22 protein-coding genes are annotated in these 19843 nt (G+C 71.7%); 8 read left to right on the top strand and 14 right to left on the bottom strand.

Features of this window, described 5'->3' with window-relative positions; genetic code table 11:
• Positions 1-46: 46 nt before the first annotated feature.
• A complete protein-coding gene (locus DFJ66_RS22380; RefSeq protein ID WP_121223606.1) occupies positions 47-337 on the bottom strand; it encodes a YybH family protein in 291 nt (96 codons plus the stop codon).
• 25 nt (positions 338-362) lie between these two features.
• On the opposite strand from DFJ66_RS22380, the gene DFJ66_RS22375 reads away from it, so the two are divergent.
• The gene (locus tag DFJ66_RS22375; RefSeq protein WP_246029859.1) at positions 363-701 is read left to right on the top strand and encodes a winged helix-turn-helix transcriptional regulator; all 339 of its coding nucleotides are present in this window, start codon (positions 363-365) and stop codon (positions 699-701) included.
• On the opposite strand, the gene dnaN is transcribed toward DFJ66_RS22375, so the two are convergent.
• The 4 genes from dnaN to DFJ66_RS22355 all read right to left on the bottom strand — a co-directional run bounded on the left by dnaN (position 684) and on the right by DFJ66_RS22355 (position 4669).
• A complete protein-coding gene (gene dnaN, locus DFJ66_RS22370) occupies positions 684-1784 on the bottom strand; it encodes a DNA polymerase III subunit beta (RefSeq protein ID WP_121223604.1) in 1101 nt (366 codons plus the stop codon). The genes DFJ66_RS22375 and dnaN overlap by 18 nt on opposite strands.
• Before the next feature lie 73 nt (positions 1785-1857).
• On the bottom strand, positions 1858-3096 hold the full coding sequence (locus DFJ66_RS22365) for an MFS transporter (RefSeq protein ID WP_121223603.1): 1239 nt from the start codon (positions 3094-3096) through the stop codon (positions 1858-1860).
• Between the two features lie 455 nt (positions 3097-3551).
• A complete protein-coding gene (locus DFJ66_RS22360; RefSeq protein WP_015097742.1) occupies positions 3552-4226 on the bottom strand; it encodes a Crp/Fnr family transcriptional regulator in 675 nt (224 codons plus the stop codon).
• 191 nt (positions 4227-4417) lie between these two features.
• Positions 4418-4669 carry a hypothetical protein gene (locus DFJ66_RS22355; RefSeq protein WP_015097743.1) on the bottom strand — a complete coding sequence of 84 codons (252 nt, stop codon included), beginning with the start codon at positions 4667-4669 and terminating at the stop codon, positions 4418-4420.
• A 194-nt stretch (positions 4670-4863) separates the two neighbouring features.
• On the opposite strand from DFJ66_RS22355, the gene nth reads away from it, so the two are divergent.
• From nth to DFJ66_RS22330, 5 genes are read left to right on the top strand one after another with little or no spacing between them, the layout of a single operon-like run.
• Positions 4864-5634: an endonuclease III gene (gene nth / locus DFJ66_RS22350; RefSeq protein ID WP_211351278.1), complete on the top strand. Its 771-nt coding sequence runs from the start codon at positions 4864-4866 to the stop codon at positions 5632-5634.
• A complete protein-coding gene (locus DFJ66_RS22345) occupies positions 5631-6212 on the top strand; it encodes a TlpA family protein disulfide reductase (protein WP_121223602.1) in 582 nt (193 codons plus the stop codon). Before nth ends, DFJ66_RS22345 begins: the two co-directional genes overlap by 4 nt.
• Entirely contained in the window at positions 6209-6871 is a 663-nt protein-coding gene (locus tag DFJ66_RS22340; protein ID WP_121223601.1) for an NUDIX hydrolase, read from the top strand. Before DFJ66_RS22345 ends, DFJ66_RS22340 begins: the two co-directional genes overlap by 4 nt.
• Before the next feature lie 16 nt (positions 6872-6887).
• Positions 6888-8075, top strand: a complete 1188-nt coding sequence (locus DFJ66_RS22335; RefSeq protein ID WP_121223600.1) for a MarP family serine protease — start codon at positions 6888-6890, stop codon at positions 8073-8075.
• A 37-nt stretch (positions 8076-8112) separates the two neighbouring features.
• A complete protein-coding gene (locus tag DFJ66_RS22330; RefSeq protein ID WP_121223599.1) occupies positions 8113-8859 on the top strand; it encodes a methyltransferase domain-containing protein in 747 nt (248 codons plus the stop codon).
• Here DFJ66_RS22330 and DFJ66_RS22325 read toward each other — a convergent pair.
• From DFJ66_RS22325 to DFJ66_RS22305, 5 genes are all read right to left on the bottom strand, one after another.
• Positions 8828-9760, bottom strand: a complete 933-nt coding sequence (locus tag DFJ66_RS22325; RefSeq protein WP_121223598.1) for an alpha/beta fold hydrolase — start codon at positions 9758-9760, stop codon at positions 8828-8830. The genes DFJ66_RS22330 and DFJ66_RS22325 overlap by 32 nt on opposite strands.
• A gap of 8 nt (positions 9761-9768) precedes the next feature.
• Positions 9769-10245: a phage holin family protein gene (locus tag DFJ66_RS22320; RefSeq protein ID WP_121223597.1), complete on the bottom strand. Its 477-nt coding sequence runs from the start codon at positions 10243-10245 to the stop codon at positions 9769-9771.
• 49 nt (positions 10246-10294) lie between these two features.
• Complete coding sequence (gene nhaA / locus DFJ66_RS22315; RefSeq protein WP_121223596.1) at positions 10295-11491, bottom strand: Na+/H+ antiporter NhaA; 1197 nt, start codon at positions 11489-11491, stop codon at positions 10295-10297.
• Positions 11492-11637: 146 nt separating this feature from the next.
• Positions 11638-13623 (bottom strand): acetate--CoA ligase, encoded by a 1986-nt coding sequence (gene acs, locus DFJ66_RS22310; RefSeq protein ID WP_121223595.1) that lies wholly within the window; start codon positions 13621-13623, stop codon positions 11638-11640.
• Positions 13624-13824: 201 nt separating this feature from the next.
• Positions 13825-14394: a GNAT family N-acetyltransferase gene (locus DFJ66_RS22305; protein ID WP_121223594.1), complete on the bottom strand. Its 570-nt coding sequence runs from the start codon at positions 14392-14394 to the stop codon at positions 13825-13827.
• A 92-nt stretch (positions 14395-14486) separates the two neighbouring features.
• On the opposite strand from DFJ66_RS22305, the gene DFJ66_RS22300 reads away from it, so the two are divergent.
• On the top strand, positions 14487-15212 hold the full coding sequence (locus DFJ66_RS22300; RefSeq protein ID WP_121223593.1) for a Fic family protein: 726 nt from the start codon (positions 14487-14489) through the stop codon (positions 15210-15212).
• On the opposite strand, the gene kynU is transcribed toward DFJ66_RS22300, so the two are convergent.
• Both kynU and DFJ66_RS22290 read right to left on the bottom strand, forming a co-directional pair.
• Positions 15209-16333, bottom strand: a complete 1125-nt coding sequence (kynU, locus tag DFJ66_RS22295; protein ID WP_121223592.1) for a kynureninase — start codon at positions 16331-16333, stop codon at positions 15209-15211. The genes DFJ66_RS22300 and kynU overlap by 4 nt on opposite strands.
• The gene (locus DFJ66_RS22290; protein WP_121223591.1) at positions 16330-17145 is read right to left on the bottom strand and encodes a tryptophan 2,3-dioxygenase; all 816 of its coding nucleotides are present in this window, start codon (positions 17143-17145) and stop codon (positions 16330-16332) included. The genes kynU and DFJ66_RS22290 overlap by 4 nt, the downstream gene beginning before the upstream one ends.
• A 107-nt stretch (positions 17146-17252) precedes the next feature.
• Between DFJ66_RS22290 and DFJ66_RS22285 the strand changes: the two genes are divergently transcribed.
• Positions 17253-17699, top strand: a complete 447-nt coding sequence (locus tag DFJ66_RS22285) for an Lrp/AsnC family transcriptional regulator (protein ID WP_211351276.1) — start codon at positions 17253-17255, stop codon at positions 17697-17699.
• Positions 17700-17923: 224 nt separating this feature from the next.
• Here DFJ66_RS22285 and murQ read toward each other — a convergent pair whose 3' ends face one another.
• Complete coding sequence (gene murQ, locus DFJ66_RS22280; RefSeq protein WP_121223590.1) at positions 17924-18847, bottom strand: N-acetylmuramic acid 6-phosphate etherase; 924 nt, start codon at positions 18845-18847, stop codon at positions 17924-17926.
• A complete protein-coding gene (locus tag DFJ66_RS22275; protein WP_121223589.1) occupies positions 18844-19758 on the bottom strand; it encodes a MurR/RpiR family transcriptional regulator in 915 nt (304 codons plus the stop codon). Before DFJ66_RS22275 ends, murQ begins: the two co-directional genes overlap by 4 nt.
• Positions 19759-19843: the final 85 nt, after the last annotated feature.

The following is a 19843-nucleotide window of genomic DNA, read 5'->3' as shown; positions in this document are numbered from 1 at the left end:
GCGGCCTCGCGGGACGCCCCGGTCGGTGCAGGCGCAGCTGGAGTACCTACGCGACGCCTGACGGGTTGTCGATCACGTACCGCCAGCCGTCCGGGCCCCGCCGGGCGACGTCGGTCGCGGTGCCGGTGATCTCGCCCAGCCGCCAATCCACGACGAGCAGGGCGATGTCGCCGTTGACCAGGATCTTGCGCGGGCTGACCTCCATCCTGGCGTCGATCTCGAGGTGCCCTTCCAGCACCTCGGGCTCGGCGCCGGGTTCGTAGAGGGACGACGGGTCGCCCTCGTTGAACAGCTGGGCGAACAGGGCGGGCAGTTCGTGCGGTGTCTTCGCGGGCATGGCACCGACGCTAGGGAGGCGTTCCGTGGCCAACCAAACGGTGAGCTACCTGGAGGTCGACCGGCCGACGCCGGAGTGCCCGGTCGAGGTCACCCTGCACGCGCTGCGCGGGCGGTGGACGACGCTGGTGGTGCGGGAACTGCTCGGCGGCGCCCGCACCTACAGCGAGCTGGCGGGGGCGCTGGCCGTGTCGGACAAGGTGCTGGCCGACCGGCTCGCGCAGCTGGTCGAGTGCGGAGTGGTGGAGCGGTCGCGGGTGGCAGGGTGGCCGCCGCGGGTCAGCTACGCCCTGACCCCGCGCGGGCAGGCGTTGCGCGGGGTGCTGGACGCGTTGTGGGAGTGGGGGTCACACGACTGTTCGTAGCGGGACGACCAGGTACTTCAGCTCGATGCCGTCGTCGGCGGGCGGTGCGGTCAGGACGGTGGAGCGCAGGCCGTCCTGGATGCGCAGCTCGACGCGCCGGCCGCTGAACGCCTTGAGCGCGTCGGCCAGGTAGCGGGCCTGGAAGGTCTTGGTCACCCGGTTGCCCTCGGTGGTGGCCTTGACCGACTCCTCGGACTCCCCGGTCTGCGGGTCGCTGCCGCGGACGCGCAGCTCGGAGTCCTCCACGTGCAACGTCACGGACCCGTGCGGGCCGGAGTAGGGGGTCGCCCTCCTCACGGCGCCGGCGAGGGCGTCCGCCTCCACAACCACGGTGCTGTCGATGACTGCCTCCAGCAGTGTGCGGGCTCGGTCGTCGGGGAACGGGGCGGCCAGGAGGGCGGTGCTGACGCTGCCGCCCGGCCAGGACAGGGCGATGCGATCTTCGTCGGCGTGGATGGTCACGACAGTGTGCTGCGGGAGGCGCGACACGTCAGCCATCAGGGCGGCCGGGGCGAGGACGTTCAGGGAACCTTCAGGCGTCCACGGGACGGTCGCGTAGGCCATCCGGTAGCGGTCCGTGGCGATCAGTTCCACGTGCCGGTCGGTGCCGGTCATGCGGATGCCGGTGAAGATCGGGAGGACGTCGTCCTTCGAGGTGGCGCTGGCGACCGGGACGAGCGCGGCTGCCAGCACCTCGGACGGGATCTCGCCGGCTTTCGGCGGCAGCCCGGGGACGCCCGGGTGGGTGTCGAGGTCGAGCAGCGGCAGGGCGAAGCGGGCGGTGGTGGTCCGGATCGCCAGCCGCGAGCCTTCGACGACCAGCCGGACCTGCGGGTCGTCCAGGCTGCGCAGCGTATCGGCGAAGGGCTTGGCGGGCACGAGCACCTCGCCGTCGGTGTGCGTGGTCGCGGGCCGGTGCAACCGCACGGCCCGCTCCCGGTCGCTGCCCGCGAGCTCCACGCCTGTGCCGCCGGCACGCAGCACCAGCCCCGCCAGCACGGGGTCGAGGACGCGGGTGGGCAGCAGGCGGGCCACCTCGGTGGCGGCGGCGGCCAGGTCGGCGGTGGTCGCGGTCAGGTCCATGCCGAGGACCGTAACCGCGACCACCGACAATTCCGGGCCACCGCCGGCGGAGGAATCGGGCGCCCCCGCCGCTTCAGCGGGAGACGAGCTCCAGTTCGTCCTGCGTGGGCAGCGGTGCACCGGCCGCCACCGTGCCGCGGAACGCCCACACCAGGGCCGCGATCAACAGCCCCGCGCCGGCCGCCGCCACGAAGGCCGTGCCGGTGCCGTGCGACTCCACGAGCTGGCCGCTCAGCGACTGGCCGATCGCCAGCCCCACGGTCACCGCCGTCACGACCCAGCCGAACGCCTCGGTGGCCGTCCCCACCGGCGCGACCTGCTCGATCGCCGCCGAGTGGGTGGTGGCCTGCGGCGTGATCAGGGTGCCCACGACCAGCAGCGCCGCGCCCAGCCCGATCAGGGTCGTCGGCACCGACAGCAGCAGCGACAGCAGCGCGAACCCGCCCAGCAGCACCGGCAGCCGCAGGTGCATGGCGCGCGGGAACGGCCGCATCGCGTACACGACGCCGAACAGCACCGAGCTGACCGACCACAGGCTCAGCAGCACACCGCCCAAGCCCACGTGACCGGCGTTCGCCGCGGCGGCGGGCACGGCGACCTCGATGAACCCGATGGTCACACCGAACCCGAGCGCGGCCAGCGCGACCGTCCGCATGCCCGGCGAGGCCAACGCGCCCAGCAGGCTGCGGCGCGCCGGCGCGGGCCGGACCCCGCGCACGGTCGGGTTCAAGGCGAACCACAGCGCGCCCACGACCATCGACGCCGCGCCGACGACCACACCGGTGCCCGCCCACGGGGCCGCGACCAGCAGACCGGACAGACCCGGTCCGAGGATGAAGAACACCTCCATGCTGATCGCCTCGTAGGCGTACCCGGCGAGCCGCGCGGACCCCGGCGGCAGCATGTGCGACCACAGCGCCCGCGACGCCGAGCCCACCATCGGCTCGGTGAACCCGACCGCGAAGGCCAGCGGCACCAGCAGCGGCAGCGGCGCACCGACCTCGACGGCCGTCACGGCGAGGGTCACGAACACCGCGAACAGGCCCACGGCGGTCACCAGCGGACGCGTCGGCCCGAGGCGGTCCATCAGCCTGCCCTGCACGATCGACCCGACCGCGACACCGACCAGGGACGCGGCGGACACCAGGCCGGCCGCCGCGAACGAGCCCGTCGTGCGCTGCACGTAGAGCAGCAGCGACAGGCCGACCATGGCGATGGGCAGCCGGGCGAGCAGCGACGCGACCACGGGGCCGCGCATGCCGGGGGTGGTCAGGGCGGTGCGGTAGTCGGAGAGACGGGCAGAGTGGGACATGTGTACCAGTATGCAGTCTTTGGTACGCCCGTACCAGCTTTTTACCGGTTAGGTCCGTCACCGCGGGCCGGAAGGTTGCGATTCGGTCACAACAATGGGATGACCGGGTGAAACCATGCAACGGAACCGCTGAACAGCGGGTCCTTGAGGGTGAATCCGCTTGAGTTGCGGGGGGACTGCCGTGCGATGGTGGAGTTCGAGCCCGCCGACCGGTTTCCCCACAGGTCAGCGGGGGTAACCAGACCTCCTTCCGGTGCCTGAGGGTCGGGGCCTGCGGTACCGGATGTGTGGAGAGGCGTGGTCTGTCGGGGGATGGGCCGCGCACACGACAAGACCGGTGCGCCGCGTCGGGGGCGGCGCCCGGTCTTGTCGCGTTCTTCGAGCCGTCAAGCCGACGCGGGACCCACCTCGCCGGTGGATCCCGCGCAGGGGCGTCCGGGACGCGCTAGCAGCACCTACCGCGCACGGCGGGCCAGGCGCTCCGGGTCCAGGATCAGCACGCTCTTGCCCTCCAGGCGCAGCCACCCGCGGTGGGCGAAGTCGGCCAGGGCCTTGTTCACCGTCTCGCGGGACGCGCCCACGAACTGGGCGATCTCCTCCTGCGTCAGGTCGTGCGTGACCCGCAGCAGGCCCGCCTCCTGGCTGCCGAACCGCTGCGCCAGCTGGAGCAGCGCCTTGGCCACCCGGCCGGGCACGTCGGTGAAGATCAGGTCCGCCAGCATGGAGTTCGTCCGCCGCAGGCGGCGCGCCAGGGCGCGCAGCAGCTGCTCGGCGATCTCCGGCCGGTTGGTGATCCACTGCCGCAGCGCGGGGCGGTCCATGCTCACCGCGCGCACCTCGGTCACCGTCGTCGCGGTGGACGTGCGGGGGCCCGGGTCGAAGATCGACAACTCGCCGAACATGTCGGAGGGTCCGAAGATCCCCAACAGGTTCTCCCGGCCGTCGGGCGACTTGCGGCCGATCTTCACCTTGCCGGACTGGATGATGTAGAGCCGGTCACCCGGCTCGCCTTCCGCGAAGATCACATGGCCACGCGGGAATTCAACGGACTCCAGCGTCTGCGCCAGTGCCTCCGCTGCCGCCGGTTCAACCCCTTGGAAGATGCCCGCGCGGGCCAGGGTCTCGTCCACCTCGTCCCTCCTGTCGACGCGACGGTCGAGTGCGTTCCGCCTTCTGGCGGATCGGCGCCTGCCGTCGATCACTGAGTGCAGTCTAAGGGCTGTGTCGTGGATCGCCTCCCGGCGCGCCGGTCGACCAGCCCCGGACAGCCCGATAAGGCCCGCTGGGTGGTGCCCCGCGGGCCTCGCCGGTCCTTGCCCCGCTAGCGGCGGGTGCGCCGCTGACGCAGGTTCCTGGCACGACCACCCAGCCGCCGCAGCCGGAACAGCTCCAGCGCGCGGCCGATGCCGTGCCCGTAGAGCGCCCTGACCTCGTCGGGGCGCGCCGACTCCAGGAACTCCTCGACCTCGTCCTCCTGGACGGCGACGTGGCGGAGACGAGCTTCCACGCGCTCCATGAAGAGCGCGAAGAACATGATCACGATCGGAACGGCGATGACGAACCAGGCAGTCATGATGGCTCCGATCCTTGCGCATCCCCCAGGACGCGCGTGCGAGGGGGTCACTACGGCGTGTCGAGCTCGTCGTTGTAAGTGGTGGACGTGCGCCCGGCCCCGCCGGTTGCGTCCCTCGTGCGTTCTGCTCTTCGGCTACCCAAGGTTTCGTCGGACCAACCGGCTCCACTATGAGACGCAGTAGCCTTTCTCGCATGGCGGCGCGCAGCACGGCGAAGAAACCCGAGACCCCGCTCGGCCTCACCCGGCGGGCGCGCAAGATGGTCCGGCTGCTGGAGATCGGGTACCCCGACGCCCACTGCGAGCTGGACTTCACCAACCCCCTCGAGCTGCTGGTCGCCGTCGTCCTGTCCGCGCAGACCACCGACGTCCGCGTGAACCAGGTCACACCCGCCCTGTTCCAGCGCTACCGCAAGGCCGCCGACTACGCCTCCGCCGACCGGACCGAGCTGGAGGAGTACATCCGGCCCACCGGCTTCTACCGGAACAAGGCGACCTCGCTGATCGGCCTCGGCTCCGCGCTGGTCGAGCGGTTCGGCGGCGAGGTGCCCGGCAAGCTCACCGACCTGGTCACGCTGCCCGGCGTCGGCCGCAAGACCGCCAACGTGGTGCTGGGCGACGCGTTCGGCGTGCCCGGGATCACCGTGGACACCCACTTCGGCCGCCTGGTCCGCCGCTGGGGCTGGACCGAGGAGGAGGACCCGGTCAAGGTCGAGCACGCCGTGGGCGCGCTCGTCGAACGCCGCGACTGGACCCTCCTGTCGCACCGCACGATCTTCCACGGCCGCCGCGTCTGCCACGCCCGGACGCCCGCGTGCGGCGCGTGCTTCCTGGCACCCCAGTGCCCCTCGTTCGGCATCGGCCAGGTCGATCCCGTGAAGGCCGAGAAGCTGGTCAAGGGCGAGGAAGCGCCGCACCTGATCGCACTGGCCGAGCGGGTGCGGTCGGGGGAGAAGTTGGCGTGAGCCGGGCAGCGCGGTGGGCGGTCGTCGTCCTGGTCCTGGCGGTCGCCGCCGTGGTGGCGCTGTGGCCGCGCGAGGACGAGCCGACCGCGCCGCCCCGGACGGCCGCCGCCAAGGACCTGGGGCCGGCGCGGGCGAAGGCCGCGTTGGACGCGTGCCCGCGCGGTGCCGGCGGACCGGCGGTGCTGCGCGGTGTGACGGCCACCTGCCTGGGTGACGGGCAGCCGCTGGACGTGGCCGCGGCCCTGCCCGGCAAGGCGCTGGTGAACTTCTGGGCCACCTGGTGCGTTCCCTGTCAAGAGGAGCTGCGGGTGCTGGACGCGTACGCGCGGGAGCCCGGCGCGGTCCCGGTGCTGATCGTGCAGGTGCAGAGCAAGGAGGGGGACGGGCTGGAGCTGCTGACCAAGCTGGGGGTGCACCTGCCCGCGGTGTTCGACGAGGCCGACACCGTGCGCAAGGCGTTCGCCGCCGCGCCGCAGCTGCCGAAGAGCTTCGTGGTGGGCGCGGACGGGTCGGTCGCCGAGGTGACCCGCTACCCGGTGCTGACGAGCGTCGAGCAGGTGCGCGAGGTGGTCGGATGACCGCCCTGGTGTCGCCGGAGGACGTGCCGGAGTGGATGAGCGGGTTGGTCAAGGCCACCGCCGAGATCGACCACCGGGCGTTCACCCGGATCTCCCCGCCGCCGGAGGGCACGGGCCGCGAGGCCGCCGTGCTGATGCTGTTCGGCGACGGTCCGAACGGGCCCGACGTGCTGCTGCTGCGCCGCGCCGACACCCTCGGCTCGCACCCCGGCCAGGTGGCCTTCCCGGGCGGCGCGGCCGACCCGACCGACGACGGACCGGTGGACACGGCGCTGCGCGAGGCGTTCGAGGAGACCGGCGTGCTGCGCGAGGGCGTGCGGCCGGTCGCGACCCTGCCGAAGCTGTACGTGCCGGTGTCCGGGTTCGTGGTGACCCCGGTCCTGGCGCACTGGGCCGAGCCGTCGCCGGTCGCCCCGGTGGACCCGGCGGAGACCGCGGCCGTGGCGCGGGTGCCGATCGCGCACCTCGCCGACCCGGCCAACCGGTTCCGGGTCACCCACTCGTCCGGGTTCGTCGGTCCGGCGTTCTCCGCGCCGGGCATGTTGGTGTGGGGTTTCACGGCGGGCCTGCTCAACGGCCTGCTCGCGCTGGGCGGCTGGGAAAGGCCGTGGGATACCACCGATGTGCGCGACCTTGAGCTAGCGTTGCGCGCTACGTGACGGAGGGTTGGGCGGCGTGAACTGGGTTGACCTGCTGGTGCTGGCGCTGGCCGCCTTCGCGGCGGTCTCGGGCGCCCGGCAGGGCATGGTCGTCGCGCTGCCCGCGTTCGTCGGCGTCCTGGTCGGCCTGGTCCTGGGCACGCAGCTGGCCCCGCTGGTGGTGGCGCAGTTCGACAACGTCGTCACCAAGGTCGTCTTCGCGGTCGGCATCGTCGTGCTGCTGGTCGCGCTGGGCGAGACGCTCGGCGTGTACGTGGGCCGGATGATCAAGGCCCGGGTCAACTCCAGCCCGCTGCGCGGCGCCGACAACGCCCTGGGCGCGATCGTGCAGGGCGCGGTGGTGTTCGTGGTGGCGTGGATGATCGCGCTGCCGCTGACCATGGTCGCCGGGCTGCCGTCGCTGGCGAAGGCGCTCAACCAGTCGGTGATCCTGTCGACGGTCAACGACACCATGCCGCAGGCGGCGCGGACGCTGTCGGAGGACCTGCGCAACCTGTTCGACGTGTCCGGCTTCCCGGCGGCGATGGACCCGTTCAACCGGACCCCGCTGGCCGACGTCGGACCCCCGGACCCGGCGCTGGCGGCCAACCCGGTCGTGCAGCGGCTTCGCCCGTCGGTGTTGAAGGTGCGCGGTCGTGCGCCGTCGTGCTCACGGGCGCTGGAGGGCACCGGGTTCGTGATCGCACCCGAGCGGGTGATGACGAACGCGCACGTGGTCGCCGGCACCACCGAGGTGACGGTCGAGGTCGGTCGCGGGCAGTTCGACGCGACCGTCGTGCACTACGACGCCCAGACCGACATCGCGATCCTGGCCGTGCCGGACCTGGAGGCCGCGCCGCTGCAGTTCCGCACCGACGAGATCAAGCAGGGCGAGGACGGGATCGTGCTCGGCTACCCGCTGGACGGCCCGTACACGGCGTCCGAGGCGCGGGTCCGGGAGCGGATCAAGATGCTGCGCGGTCCGGACATCTACGACGCCACCACCGTCACCCGGGACGTCTACACGGTCCGGGCGAAGGTCCGCAGCGGCAACTCCGGCGGTCCCCTGGTGGACCCGCAGGGCCGGGTGATGGGCGTGGTGTTCGGCGCGGCCGTGGACGACCAGGAAACCGGCTTCGTGCTGACCGCGCAGGAAGTCGCCGACGAGGTCGCGAAGGCCCCGACGATGGTCCGCCGCGCTTCGACCCAAACCTGCGCTTCTTAGGCACAGGATCTCCACACACAGCTGCTTGTGTGGGCGCATGGACGCCATCGCCTACATGGACCGTGCCGCCGCACTGGACGACGCCCGCGCCTACAAGCTGAGGCTGCTCGACGCGCTCGACGTGCGCCGCCGGCACACCGTGCTGGACGTCGGCTGCGGCCCCGGCACCGACCTGCTCGACCTGGCGGCGACGGGTGCGGAGTGGGTGATCGGGATCGACGCCGACCCGTTGATGGTCGCCGAGGCACGGCACCGCACCGAGGAGTACCCGGCGGTCGCGGTACACCTCGGTGACGCCCGGTCCCTGCCCGTCTCCGACGCCATGGTCGACCGGGCGCGGGTGGACCGCGTGCTGCACTACGTGCCGGACCCGGAGAACGTGTTCGCCGAGCTGCGGCGGGTCCTGAAGGACGACGGCGTGGTCGTGGTCGCCCAACCGGACTGGGACACCATCACCGTCGACCCCGGTGACGTGCGGACCAACCGGGCCGTGCGCGAGTTCGTGTGCGACCACGTGGTCACCAACGCGACCGTGGGCCGGCGGGTGGCGCGGCTCGCCGAGGACGCCGGGTTCACCGTGGACCTGCGGATCACCACGCCGGTGCTCCGGGACTTCGCGACCGCCGACGACATCCTGGGGCTCGGCCGCAACGCCGAACGGGCCGTGCGCGCCGGTCAGCTCGACGCCGACGAGGCCGCCGAGTGGCTGCGCACCCTGGCCGCCGGGCGGTTCCTGGCGACCTTCATGCTGTTCACGGCCGTGCTGCGGCCAGGAAGCCGGTGATCAGCCCGTTGGTCGTGTTCGGCGCCTCCTGGTGCGGGAAGTGGCCGACCTCGGGCAGGGTGCGGAACTGCGAGCCGGCGCCCACCCAGCGGCCCGAGTCGGCCGCCGTGGACTCCAGCACCACCGGGTCCAGCGCCCCGTGCAGCTGGAGCACCGGCACGTCCAGCCGCCGGTCCACCGCCTCGGCGAAGCGCCGGCCGTCGCCGCGCAGCTGCGAGCGCACCGCCCACCGGTAGTACTCCATCGCGGAGTGCGCGACGCCGGGCACCAGCACCGCCTCCCGGTCGCGCCGCACCACCTCGTCGAACTCCGGCGACACCGTCCACTTCGGACCGCCCCACGCGGTGAGCAGCCGGGCGACCGCCGCGCCGCCGTCGGCGGTCAGCCACCGCTCCGGGTACACCGGCAGCTGGAACCGGAAGACGTGCCCGCTGGCCCGGCCCTGCCCGCGCGGGTGGCGGCGGATCGCGTGGCGCAGCGCGAGCGGGTGCGGGGCGGAGATCGTGGTGATCGACTCGACCAGCCGCTGGTGCATCGCGGCGACCGTCCACGCGAGCATGCCGCCCCAGGCGTGCCCGACGAGGTGCGCGCGGGCCGCGCCGAGCGCCTTCACCAGGCCCGCGACGTCACCGGCGAGGGTGAACCCGTCGTAGCCGCGCGGCGGTTTGTCCGAGTCGCCGTAGCCGCGCAGGTCCACCGCGACCGCCCGGTACCCGGCCTCGGCCAGCGCCACGAGCTGGTGCCGCCAGGTCCACCAGAACTCCGGGAACCCGTGCAGCAGCAGGACGAGCGGGCCGTCGCCCAGTTCGGCCACGTGCAGGCGGATGCCGTTCGCGGACACGTCCCGGTGGGCCCAGGGTCCGGCGACCCGGGCGGTGGACGGGTCCGGCGGCAGCCGCACGGCGCGGCTCAGGACCCGTCGCCGCGGTTGCGGAGGGCCGCGACGGTGTCCTTGGCCGACTCGATGGTCCGCTTCGGCGCCTTGATTTTGCGCACCTTGCGGTACCCCAGGAACCCGAACGCGACGGCGGTGAAGAGCATGACGCCGAACGTGATCAGGAAGGACCAGCCCAGCCCCAGCCCGAACAGGTCGTTGAGGCCGAACCCGAGCGCCATGAACAGGAAGAACATGGCGAACGCGAGCACGGTGAGCGCCAGGACGAAGAAGACGCTGCCCTTGAGGCCCTTCTTGACCTCGCCGGCGATCTCCGACTTGGCCAGCTCGACCTCGGCGCGCACCAGGGTGGACAGGTGTGCCGTGGCGTCGCGGACCAACCCGCCGATGGACGTTTCCTCCGCGATCTTCGCCGCGCTCTCCGCGGTCAACGGGATCGACGGAACAGGTGGCAGCCCGCTGCCGTTGGTGTTCTCCCGAGCGCTGGTCACGACGTCATCGTGCCATGCACGCTCACACCCGGCTGTTCGACCGGCCGATCTACGCTTCTTCGTCAATGCGTTGGTGTACGCGACTGCGCCGAACCAACAAAACGGCCGCCAACAGAGAAGCCGTCATAGACGCGATGAGCACTGCGGCTTTGGCCTGTTCAGCCGCCGCCCCATCAAGCGCGAGGTCGGCGATCAACAAGCTCACCGTGAACCCCACCCCGCCGAGCATCGCGACGGCCGTGATGTCCCGCCACCCGGCACCGCTGGGCCACACGGCCGCCTTGAACCACACCGCCAGCGCGGACGCCCCGACGATCCCGACCAGCTTGCCCACCACCAGCCCCGCCATCACGCCCAGCGCCAGCTTGTCCGAGAACAACGCGCCCAGCGCCTCCGCGTTCACCGGCACACCCGCCGCGAACAGCGCGAACAGCGGCACCGCCACCCCGGCCGACCACGGCTGCAAGCGGTGCTCCAACCGCAGCGCGGGCGCCTCGTGCTCGTAGTGGTCCTTGCGGACGCGGGTCAGCAGGGCCAGTGCCACGCCGGCGATGGTCGCGTGGATGCCGGCCGCGTGCACCGCGACCCACGTCCCGACCGCGAGCGGCACGTACAGCAGCGGCGAGGTGACCCGCTTGTGCTGCAAGAACGCGTACAACCCCAACAACGCCACGGCGACCAGCGCCGCCACCACGTTGAAAGAGGCGGTGAACAGCACGGCGATGAGGATGATCGCGCCCAGGTCGTCCACCACGGCCAGGCTCAGCAGGAACACCCGCAGGCTCGACGGCAGCCCGGACGCGGTGATCGCCAGGACGCCCAGCGCGAACGCGATGTCTGTCGCCACCGGGATCGCCCAGGCGCGCTCGATTCCCGGCTCGCCCCACCCGACCGCGAGGGCGATCAGCGCGGGCAACACCATCCCGCCGACCGCCGCGACCACGGGCAGGATCGCGGCTTTGACGTTGTTCAGCTCGCCGATCACCAGTTCGCGCTTGAGCTCCAGCCCGGCGACGAAGAAGAAGATCGCGAGCAGACCGTCCTTGGCCCAGTCGCCGAGGCTCAGGCTCAAGTGGAGCGACTCGGGTCCGATGTGGAAGTCGCGCAACGCCTCGTACGAGCCGCTGATGGGGGAGTTGGCCCACAGCAGCGCGACGGCGGTGGCGGCGAGCAGGACGATGCCGCCGACGGTCTCGGTGCGCAGGTAACGGGCGAACTCGGCGACGACTTGGCGCTTGCGGTTCATCGGAACTCCGGGGCGATCGGCTACGGCTCATCCTCGTGCCGACCAGACTTCCCGGCTCACCAGTACGGAACCTTAACACGAACGTGGGTAGCGCCAACGAAAGGAAGGGCTCCCACCGAGGTGGAAGCCCTTCCTGAAATACCTGGTCAGTCCTCCGAAGCGCCCGACTTCAGGCCGCTGGAGATGAGGTCCATCACCGACGAGTCGGCCAGCGTGGTCACGTCGCCGATCGCCCGGTTCTCCGCCACGTCGCGCAGCAGGCGGCGCATGATCTTGCCGGACCGGGTCTTGGGCAGCTCCGGCACGACCATGATCTGCCGGGGCTTCGCGATCGGGCCGATCTCCTTGGCCACGTGGTCGCGCAGCGCCTTGATCGCCTCCGCGCCGGACGCCTCGTCGGCCACCCCGCCGCGCAGGATGACGAACGCGACGATGCCCTGGCCGGTGGTCGGATCGGTCGCGCCGACGACCGCCGCCTCCGCCACGGTCGGGTGCGAGACCAGCGCGGACTCGACCTCGGTGGTGGAGATGCGGTGCCCGGACACGTTCATCACGTCGTCCACGCGGCCCAGCAGCCAGATGTCGCCGTCGTTGTCGTACTTCGCGCCGTCGCCGGCGAAGTAGAAGCCCTGCTCGCCGAACCGGGACCAGTAGGTGTCGCGGTAGCGCTCGTCGTCGCCCCAGATGCCGCGCAGCATCGACGGCCACGGCTCGTCCAGCACCAGGTAGCCACCACCGCCGTGCGGCACCTCGACGCCCTGGTCGTCCACGACCTTCGCGCCGATGCCGGGCAGCGGGCGCTGCGCCGAACCGGGCTTGGTCGAGGTCGCGCCGGGCAGCGGCGAGATCATGATCGCGCCGGTCTCGGTCTGCCACCACGTGTCCACGACGGGGGTCTTGCCCGCGCCGATGGTCTCGCGGTACCAGATCCACGCCTCGGGGTTGATCGGCTCGCCGACGCTGCCCAGCACGCGCAGCGAGGACAGGTCGTACTTGGCGGGGATGTCCGCGCCCCACTTCATGAACGTGCGGATCAGCGTGGGCGCGGTGTAGTAGATGGAGACGCCGTACTTCTGCACGATCTCCCAGTGCCGGCCCTCGTGCGGGGTGTTCGGCGTGCCCTCGTAGACGACCTGCGTGACGCGGTTGGACAGCGGGCCGTAGACGATGTAGCTGTGGCCGGTGACCCAGCCGATGTCGGCGGTGCACCAGTAGACGTCGGTGTCCGGCTTGAGGTCGAACACGTAGTGGTGCGTGTAGGACGCCTGTGTCAGGTAGCCGCCGGACGTGTGCAGGATGCCCTTGGGGCGGCCCGTGGTGCCCGACGTGTACAGGATGAACAGCGGGTGCTCGGAGTCGAACGCCTCCGGGGTGTGCTGGTCGGACTGCTTCTCGACCAGGTCGTGCCACCAGATGTCGCGGCCCTCGGTCCACTCGACGTCGGTGTTGGTGCGCTTGACCACCAGGACGTGCTCGACGCTCTTGGCGTTGGCGACGGCCTCGTCCACGGCGGGCTTGAGCGCGGCCGGGTTGCCGCGGCGGTACTGGCCGTCGGTGGTGATCACCAGCTTGGCCTGCGAGTCCTCGATGCGGGTGCGCAGCGCCTCGGCGGAGAAGCCGCCGAACACGACGCTGTGCAGCGCGCCCAGGCGGGCGCACGCGAGCATCGAGAAGATCGCCTCGGGCACCATCGGCATGTAGATGGCGACCCGGTCCTCGGCGCCCACGCCCAGCTCGGTCAGCGCGTTGGCCGCCTTGGACACCTCGCGCTGGAGCTCGGCGTAGGTGATGGCGCGGCTGTCGCCGGGCTCGCCCTCCCAGTGGATGGCGACCTGGTCGCCGTGGCCGGACTCGACGTGCCGGTCCACGCAGTTGTAGGCGACGTTGAGCTTGCCGCCGACGAACCACTTCGCGTAGGGCGCGTTCGACCAGTCCAGCACCTGGGTCCACTTGGTGTCCCAGCTCAGCCGCTCCGCCTGCTTCGCCCAGAACGCCTCGCGGTCGGCCTTCGCCTCCTCGTACAGCTCGGCGGTGGCGTTCGCCTGCGCCGCGAACTCCGGGCTGGGCGGGAACGTCCGGTTCTCCGTCAGCAGGTTGTCCAGGGCGGGTCCCTGGGCTTGCGGCTGGGTCATGGTGGGCGGACCTCCTGAATCCGAGGGGTGCGCACTGAAAGGTAGTGCGATTCAGCTCACTGCGCACCCAAAAGGTTCAGACCAATTTCGACGGGTTCGAAACCTGTTGGCAACTGTGTAACCCGCAGTCGGTCCGCTGACCACGGTTTATCCGCCGAACGACACATGCCTTGCGACCAGCGGCACCACCCGTGACCCGCGTCACGCGCTCAAGCGGGCCTTCGCGGCCGGCCACTCCTCGGCGGTCATCGAGTAGACGACGGTGTCGCGCAGAGTGCCGTCCGGACGGACCCGGTGGACGCGGAGGACGCCCTCGCGCGTGGCGCCGAGCCGTTCGATCGCCCGCTGCGACCGCTCGTTGCGGGCGTCGGTGTGCCAGCCGACGCGGTGGGCGCCCAGGTCCTCGAAAGCCCTGGTCAGGAGCAGGAGCTTGGCGTTGCGGTTGAGCGCGGTGCGCTGCCAGCGCGCGCCGATCCACGTGTAGCCGATGTAGAGGCCGCGGTGCTTGGGGTCGATCTCGTAGTACGAGGTGGTGCCGGCGACCTCCTCGGTGTGCGGGTCGATCTGCGCCCAGGCGCGCCGGTTCGGGTCGTCCAGGATGGCGGCGACCATGTCCTGGGCCTCCTGAAGGCTCCGCGGTTGGCGGACGCTGAGCCAGCGCCAGATCTCCGGGTCCTTGCCGGCTTCCAGCAGGCCTTCGGCGTGGTGTGGGCCGAGCGGTTCGAGGCGGACGTGCTCGCCGGTCAGCGTGGGGCGGTCGTACCAGGTCATGGTGAGGACGTTAAGCGCTTCAATGGCTACTTTGAATGGCCAATTTGCAGCGTTTTCAGATAGCCACTTACCGGCGAGTAGTGTCTCTCCGCGTGACCGATCCGCTCGCCCCGCTGCTGGACCTGCCCGGCGTGCCCGAGGCCGTCCAGACCGCCCGCGACGCCGTCTTCCAGGTGCACCGCCACCGCGTCAACCTGCGCGGTTGGGCGACCACCGCCGCCGAGGCCTCCGTGCGCGCCGCCCGCGCGTCGGCCGCGCTGGACGGCGGGCCGACCCAGATCCCGGCGGACGGGTCGGTGTCCGACCCGGTGCTGGCGGGGGCGCTGCGGGTCGCCGAGTCGCTGGGCACCATCCTGCCGACGTGGCAGCGCGCGCCGTTGCAGGCGTTGGCGAAGCTGCACGTCCTGGCGGGGGCGGACCTGGGTGCCGAGCTGGGGCGTCCGCGGGTCGCGCCGGGCGTGTCGGAGCGCTTGGACCTGCTGGCTTCCCTGGTGACGGGCGGAACCTCCGTGGCCGGCCCGCTGGTGGTCGCGGTGGTGCACGGCGAGCTGATGTCGCTGGCCCCGTTCCCCACGGCCAACGGAGTCGTCGCGCGGGCCGCTTCACGCCTGACCTCGATCGCCACGGGCTTGGACCCGAAGTCGCTGGGCGTGCCGGAGGTGCACTGCCTGCGGCGGCAGGACGAGTACGCGGCGGCCCTGCACGGGTTCTCCACCGGCGAGCCCGAGGGCGTGGCGCAGTGGATCACGTTCTGGTGCGCGGCCTTGGAGGCCGGCGCCCGCGAGGCTAGGAGCATCGCGGACGCCGCCAGTTCCTAGAGCAGCTCCTTGAGGGTGGTCGCCGCGCGGTCGGCGTCCTCGAAGGTGTTGTAGAGCGGGGCGAAGCCGAAGCGGAGCACGTCGGGCGCGCGGAAGTCGCCGATGATGTTCCGCTCGATCAGCGCGTCCATCAGCGCGCCGGCCCTGACGTGCCGCAGGGACACTTGGTGGCCGCGCCACTCGTCCGCGGGTGTCAGGACCTCGATGCCGGGCAGGTCGCGGACCAGGTCCATGAAGTGCCCGGTGAGCGCGAGGCCCTTGGCCCGGACGTCCTGCAGGTCCACCTGGTCCCAGACGTCCAGCGCCGCGTCGAGGGCCAGCATGGACAGGATGTCCGGCGTGCCGACCCGCGCCCGGGACACGCCGGGGTCGGGCGTGTAGTCCGGCTGCATCGCGAACGGCACCTGGTGGCCGGTCCACCCGGTCAGCGGCTGGTGGAAGCCCTGCTGCGCCCTGGTCGGCACGTAGATGAACGCCGGCGAGCCGGGGCCGCCGTTGAGGAACTTGTAGGTGCAGCCCACGGCGAGGTCCACGCCCAGCGCGTCCAGCTCGATCGGCAGCACGCCGGCGCTGTGGCACAGGTCCCAGACGACCTTCGCGCCCACCGCGTGCGCCTGCTCGGTCAGCGCCGCCATGTCCAGCAGCCGCCCGGTGCGGTAGTCGACGTGGTTGAGCAGCACGGCCGCCGTGGTGTCGCGCAGGTCCAGGCGGTCCGGGTCGGCCGGGCGCAGGGCCAGGCCGGTCAGCTCGGCCACGGACTGCGCGATGTAGCCGTCGGTGGGGAACGTGCCGGCGTCCACGACGATCTCGGACCGGTCGGTGCTGCGGACCGCCGCCATCAGCGCCTTGAACAGGTTCACGCTGGTCGAGTCGCACACGACGACCTGCCCGGCCGCCGCGCCGACCAGCCGCCCGACCCGGTTGCCGACCCGTTCCGGGGCCTCCCACCAGCCTTCCGACCAGCTGCGGATGAGCCGCGAGCCCCACTGGTGCTTGACGACCTCCTGAACGCGCTCGGCGACGTTCTTGGGCGGTGCGCCGAGCGAGTTGCCGTCGAGGTAGACGACGTCGTCGTCCAGGTCGAACAGGTCGCGCACATGCGCCAAGGGGTCTCGGTTCACACGTAGCTCCTCGCGGTCCACAGTTCCGGGAAGATGGAGCGTTGCGTGCGCTTCTCCAGCCACGCAACCCCCGCCGAGCCGCCGGTGCCGACCTTCGAGCCCATGGACCGGCGGGTGGCCAGCAGGTGGTCGTAGCGCCAGCGGGCGAACTCCTCGGCGATGTCGGTCAGCGCCTCGCCGAGTTCGAGGAGGTCCCGCGACCCGGACCGGTAGATCTCGGTCCACACCCGCTCGACGTCGGCGTTGGGCTGGTAGGGCTCGCTGAAGTCGCGGTGGAGCACCTCGTCGGGGATCGCCAGGCCCTGGCGGTGCAGGGCGGCGAGGACGTCGTCGTACAGGCTCGGTTCGGCCAGCAGCGCCTCCAGCGCGTCGTGCTGGGCGGGCACCGCGCGGTGCGGGACGAGCATCGAGCGGGACTTCTCGCCGAGCAGGAACTCCACCTCGCGGTAGCGGCCGGACTGGAAGCCCGACCCCTCACCGAGGGCGTCCCGGAAGGCGTTGAACTCGCCGGGGGTCATCCGGGCGATCGGCCGCCACGCCGCGTTGAGCGCCTGCATGTGCAGGTCACTGCGGTGCAGGGTGCGCACGGCGGCCCGCAGGTCGTCGGCCCGCAGCTCCTTCTGCGCCTGCCGCCACTCGAAGCAGAGCAGGCCGAAGTACAGCTCCATGACCTGGGTGATCACCAGGAACGACATCTCGCGCGGGTCCTTGGACCACTGCTGTTGCAGCGAGTGCAGCACGGAGGCGTGCACGTAGTCCTCGTAGGGCGTCGTGCCGCCGAAGTCCAGTTTGGGTGCGACCGGGCAGTCCATGCCGTTCATGATGGCTGCCCGAATGGGTGATCTGAATGGCCGTTGACCAGCTGTTACGCGGATTCTTCTTGTAGTCGCAAGCCATTTCGCGGTCTAGGTTTACGGACGTGAGCATCGACCTGGACCGCGTCGACTGGGCACTCCTGGAAGCACTCCAGGAGGACGCACGGCTGTCGTACAACGAACTGGCCCGCCGCGTGCACGTGTCGCCGCCAACCGTGGCCCAACGCGTGCGCCGACTGGAGAACGCGGGGGTGATCACCGGCTACCGGGCAACCGTCGACCCCACGGCGGTAGGCCGAACCGTCGTGGCCCTGGTCCGCATGAAGTGCTACGGGCCGCGGTGCATCACCGTCCACCCGGAACTGCTGGACGACTGCCCCGAGGTCGTCGAAGTCCTGCGCCTGACAGGGGACATCTGCTCGGTGGTCAAGGTCGTGACGACGTCGATCACCGAACTGGAACGCCTGCTCGTCCGCCTCTCGGGCTACGGCGAAACGTCCTCGGCGATGGTCCTGTCCACCCCGATCCCATGGCGCCCCATCTCCGCCTGACCTCCTCCCCAGCCGCCACGCCCGGCGTTGTCGGTCCCCCATGCGATCATGGAGACGGGGGCCGGAGGCCGCGCCCCAAGCGCGCAAACGCTTGCGGCCGCGCCTGGCGCCCGGTGACTTGCCGGCCGCCGAGCGCCCGGTGACTTGCCAGCCGCCGAGCGCCCGGTGAGCAGCGTCAACGCCCTGCCTGCCGGTGCCTAGCACCCGGTGCGCAGCGCCAACGCCTAGCGTCCCGTGAGCAGCGCCAACGCCTGGCGGACGTAGCCCTGCGCGGTCTCCAACGCCTCGGCGGCCTGGGCGATCGGCACGCCGGACAGCAGGTGCACCAGCGCCACCTTCAGGTCGCCGCCCGCGTCCGCCAGCGCCGTCGTGCACTCGTTCTCGGCCAGCCCGGTCGCCTCGCGCAGGATGCGCACCGTCCGGCCGCGCAGCTTGGCGTTCGTGGCCCGCATCGACACCATCAGGTTCGAGTACGTGCGCCCCAGCCGGACCATCACCGCCGTGGAGAACGAGGTGAGCACCAGCTTCTGCGAGGTGCCCGCCTTCATCCGGGTGGACCCGGCGATCGCCTCCGGACCGGTGTCGACGGTGATCAGGACGTCCACGTCCACGCGCGGCGCGCTCGGGTTGTTGGAGACCAGGACCGTGCGGGCGCCCAGGTTGCGGGCCTCGTTGAGGGCGGCCACCACGAACGGAGTCCGGCCGGAGGCGGTGACCCCCAGCACCACGTCGCCCGCGGTCGCGTGCCTGCGGATCTGCGCGGCACCGCCGGCGGCCTCGTCCTCGACGTCCTCCACCGCCTTGACCAGCGCTTCCGGGCCGCCGGCGTGGTGGGCGACGAACCAGTCGGGCGGCGCGTTGAACGTCGGCACGATCTCGGCGGCGTCCAGCGTGGCCAGCCGCCCGGACGTGCCCGCGCCCACGTAGTGCACGCGGTGACCGGCGCGCAGCGCGTTCACCGCGAGGTCGGCGGCCTGCGCCAGCTCCGGCAGCACGGCCTCGACCGCGTCCGGCACGCGGTGGTCCTCGGCGTTGATCAGCCGCAGCACGTCCAGCGTGGACAGCACGTCGATGTCGAGCGTCCGCGGGTTGCGCGTCTCCGTCGGCGAGTCCACCCGGACCGCGACCCCCTGCCGGCGCGGGGTCATTTACCGGTCTCCCGGCGCCGCCTGCCGTCCGGCCGGGCGCCCAGGCGGTGCCCCGACACCGCGTCGTAGGTGGCCTCCAGCGCGGTCTTGGCGGTGTCGACGTGCTTCTGGGCGACCCCGATGAACAGGCAGTCGATGACCGTGAGCTGCGCGATCCGGCTGGCCATCGCACCCGAGCGGAACGTGGTCTCGCGGGCGGCGGTGGTCAGGACGTGGTCGGCGACCTCGGTGATCGGCGAGCGGGGGAAGTTCGTCAGCGCCACCGTGGTCGCGCCGTGCTCCTTCGCGACCCGGAGCGCCTCGACGGTCTCGGCGGTGGACCCGGTGTGCGAGATGCCCACGGCGACGTCGTTGCCGCTCAGGACCGCGGCGGAGGTGAGCGCGATGTGGGTGTCGTTCCAGGCGAAGCACGTGCGGCCGATCCGGTGCAGCTTCTGCTGCAGGTCGAACGCGACGAACGCGCTGGCGCCGAACCCGTAGACGTCCACCCGTCCCGCCCCGGCGACCGCCTCGACCACGGCCTGGAGGGTCTCGACGTTGAGCTGCTCGGCGGTCTCCTCGACCGCGCGGGCGTCGGCGAAGGCGACCTTGCCGACGACCTGGCGCAGGTCGTCGCCGGGACCGATGTCGCCGCCGAGGTCCCGGTCGGTGCGGGCGGCGGTGCGTGCGGTGTCGGCGGCCAGCGCGATGCGCAGCTCCGGGTAACCGCCGACGCCGATGGCCTTGCAGAACCGGGTCACCGTCGTCTCGCTGGTGCCGGCGGCCTCGGCGACCTCGGTGATGCTGCGGTGGGCGACGGTCGCGGGGTTGTCCAGCACGACCTTCGCCACCCGCTGCTCGGCGCGGGCGAGGCCGGGGAGCAGTGACCGGATCCGGACGAGGGGACTGGCGTCGGTGCTTTCGGTGGACACGTGGGAAACTTACTAACCGTCCAACCGAAAATCAACGGAGGGTGGCACCCCGTCACCCCAACCGTGACGGAATGCCACCCGGTGG

The organism is Saccharothrix variisporea (assembly GCF_003634995.1).
Taxonomy (GTDB): Bacteria; Actinomycetota; Actinomycetes; order Mycobacteriales; family Pseudonocardiaceae; genus Actinosynnema; species Actinosynnema variisporeum.
The sequence above is the reverse complement of the archived record's forward strand: the minus strand, read 5'-3'. Positions and strand labels throughout refer to the sequence as shown.

Coding starts and splice junctions, on each gene's coding strand:
- DFJ66_RS22355 (WP_015097743.1), bottom strand. CDS start 4,669: ATGACTGCCTGGTTCGTCATCGCCGTTCCGATCGTGATCATGTTCTTC.
- DFJ66_RS22330 (WP_121223599.1), top strand. CDS start 8,113: ATGGACGCCATCGCCTACATGGACCGTGCCGCCGCACTGGACGACGCC.
- dnaN (WP_121223604.1), bottom strand. CDS start 1,784: ATGGACCTGACCGCGACCACCGCCGACCTGGCCGCCGCCGCCACCGAG.
- DFJ66_RS22305 (WP_121223594.1), bottom strand. CDS start 14,394: ATGACCTGGTACGACCGCCCCACGCTGACCGGCGAGCACGTCCGCCTC.
- DFJ66_RS22340 (WP_121223601.1), top strand. CDS start 6,209: ATGACCGCCCTGGTGTCGCCGGAGGACGTGCCGGAGTGGATGAGCGGG.
- murQ (WP_121223590.1), bottom strand. CDS start 18,847: ATGACCCCGCGCCGGCAGGGGGTCGCGGTCCGGGTGGACTCGCCGACG.
- nhaA (WP_121223596.1), bottom strand. CDS start 11,491: ATGAACCGCAAGCGCCAAGTCGTCGCCGAGTTCGCCCGTTACCTGCGC.
- DFJ66_RS22290 (WP_121223591.1), bottom strand. CDS start 17,145: ATGGACTGCCCGGTCGCACCCAAACTGGACTTCGGCGGCACGACGCCC.
- nth (WP_211351278.1), top strand. CDS start 4,864: ATGGCGGCGCGCAGCACGGCGAAGAAACCCGAGACCCCGCTCGGCCTC.
- DFJ66_RS22380 (WP_121223606.1), bottom strand. CDS start 337: ATGCCCGCGAAGACACCGCACGAACTGCCCGCCCTGTTCGCCCAGCTG.
- DFJ66_RS22365 (WP_121223603.1), bottom strand. CDS start 3,096: ATGTCCCACTCTGCCCGTCTCTCCGACTACCGCACCGCCCTGACCACC.
- acs (WP_121223595.1), bottom strand. CDS start 13,623: ATGACCCAGCCGCAAGCCCAGGGACCCGCCCTGGACAACCTGCTGACG.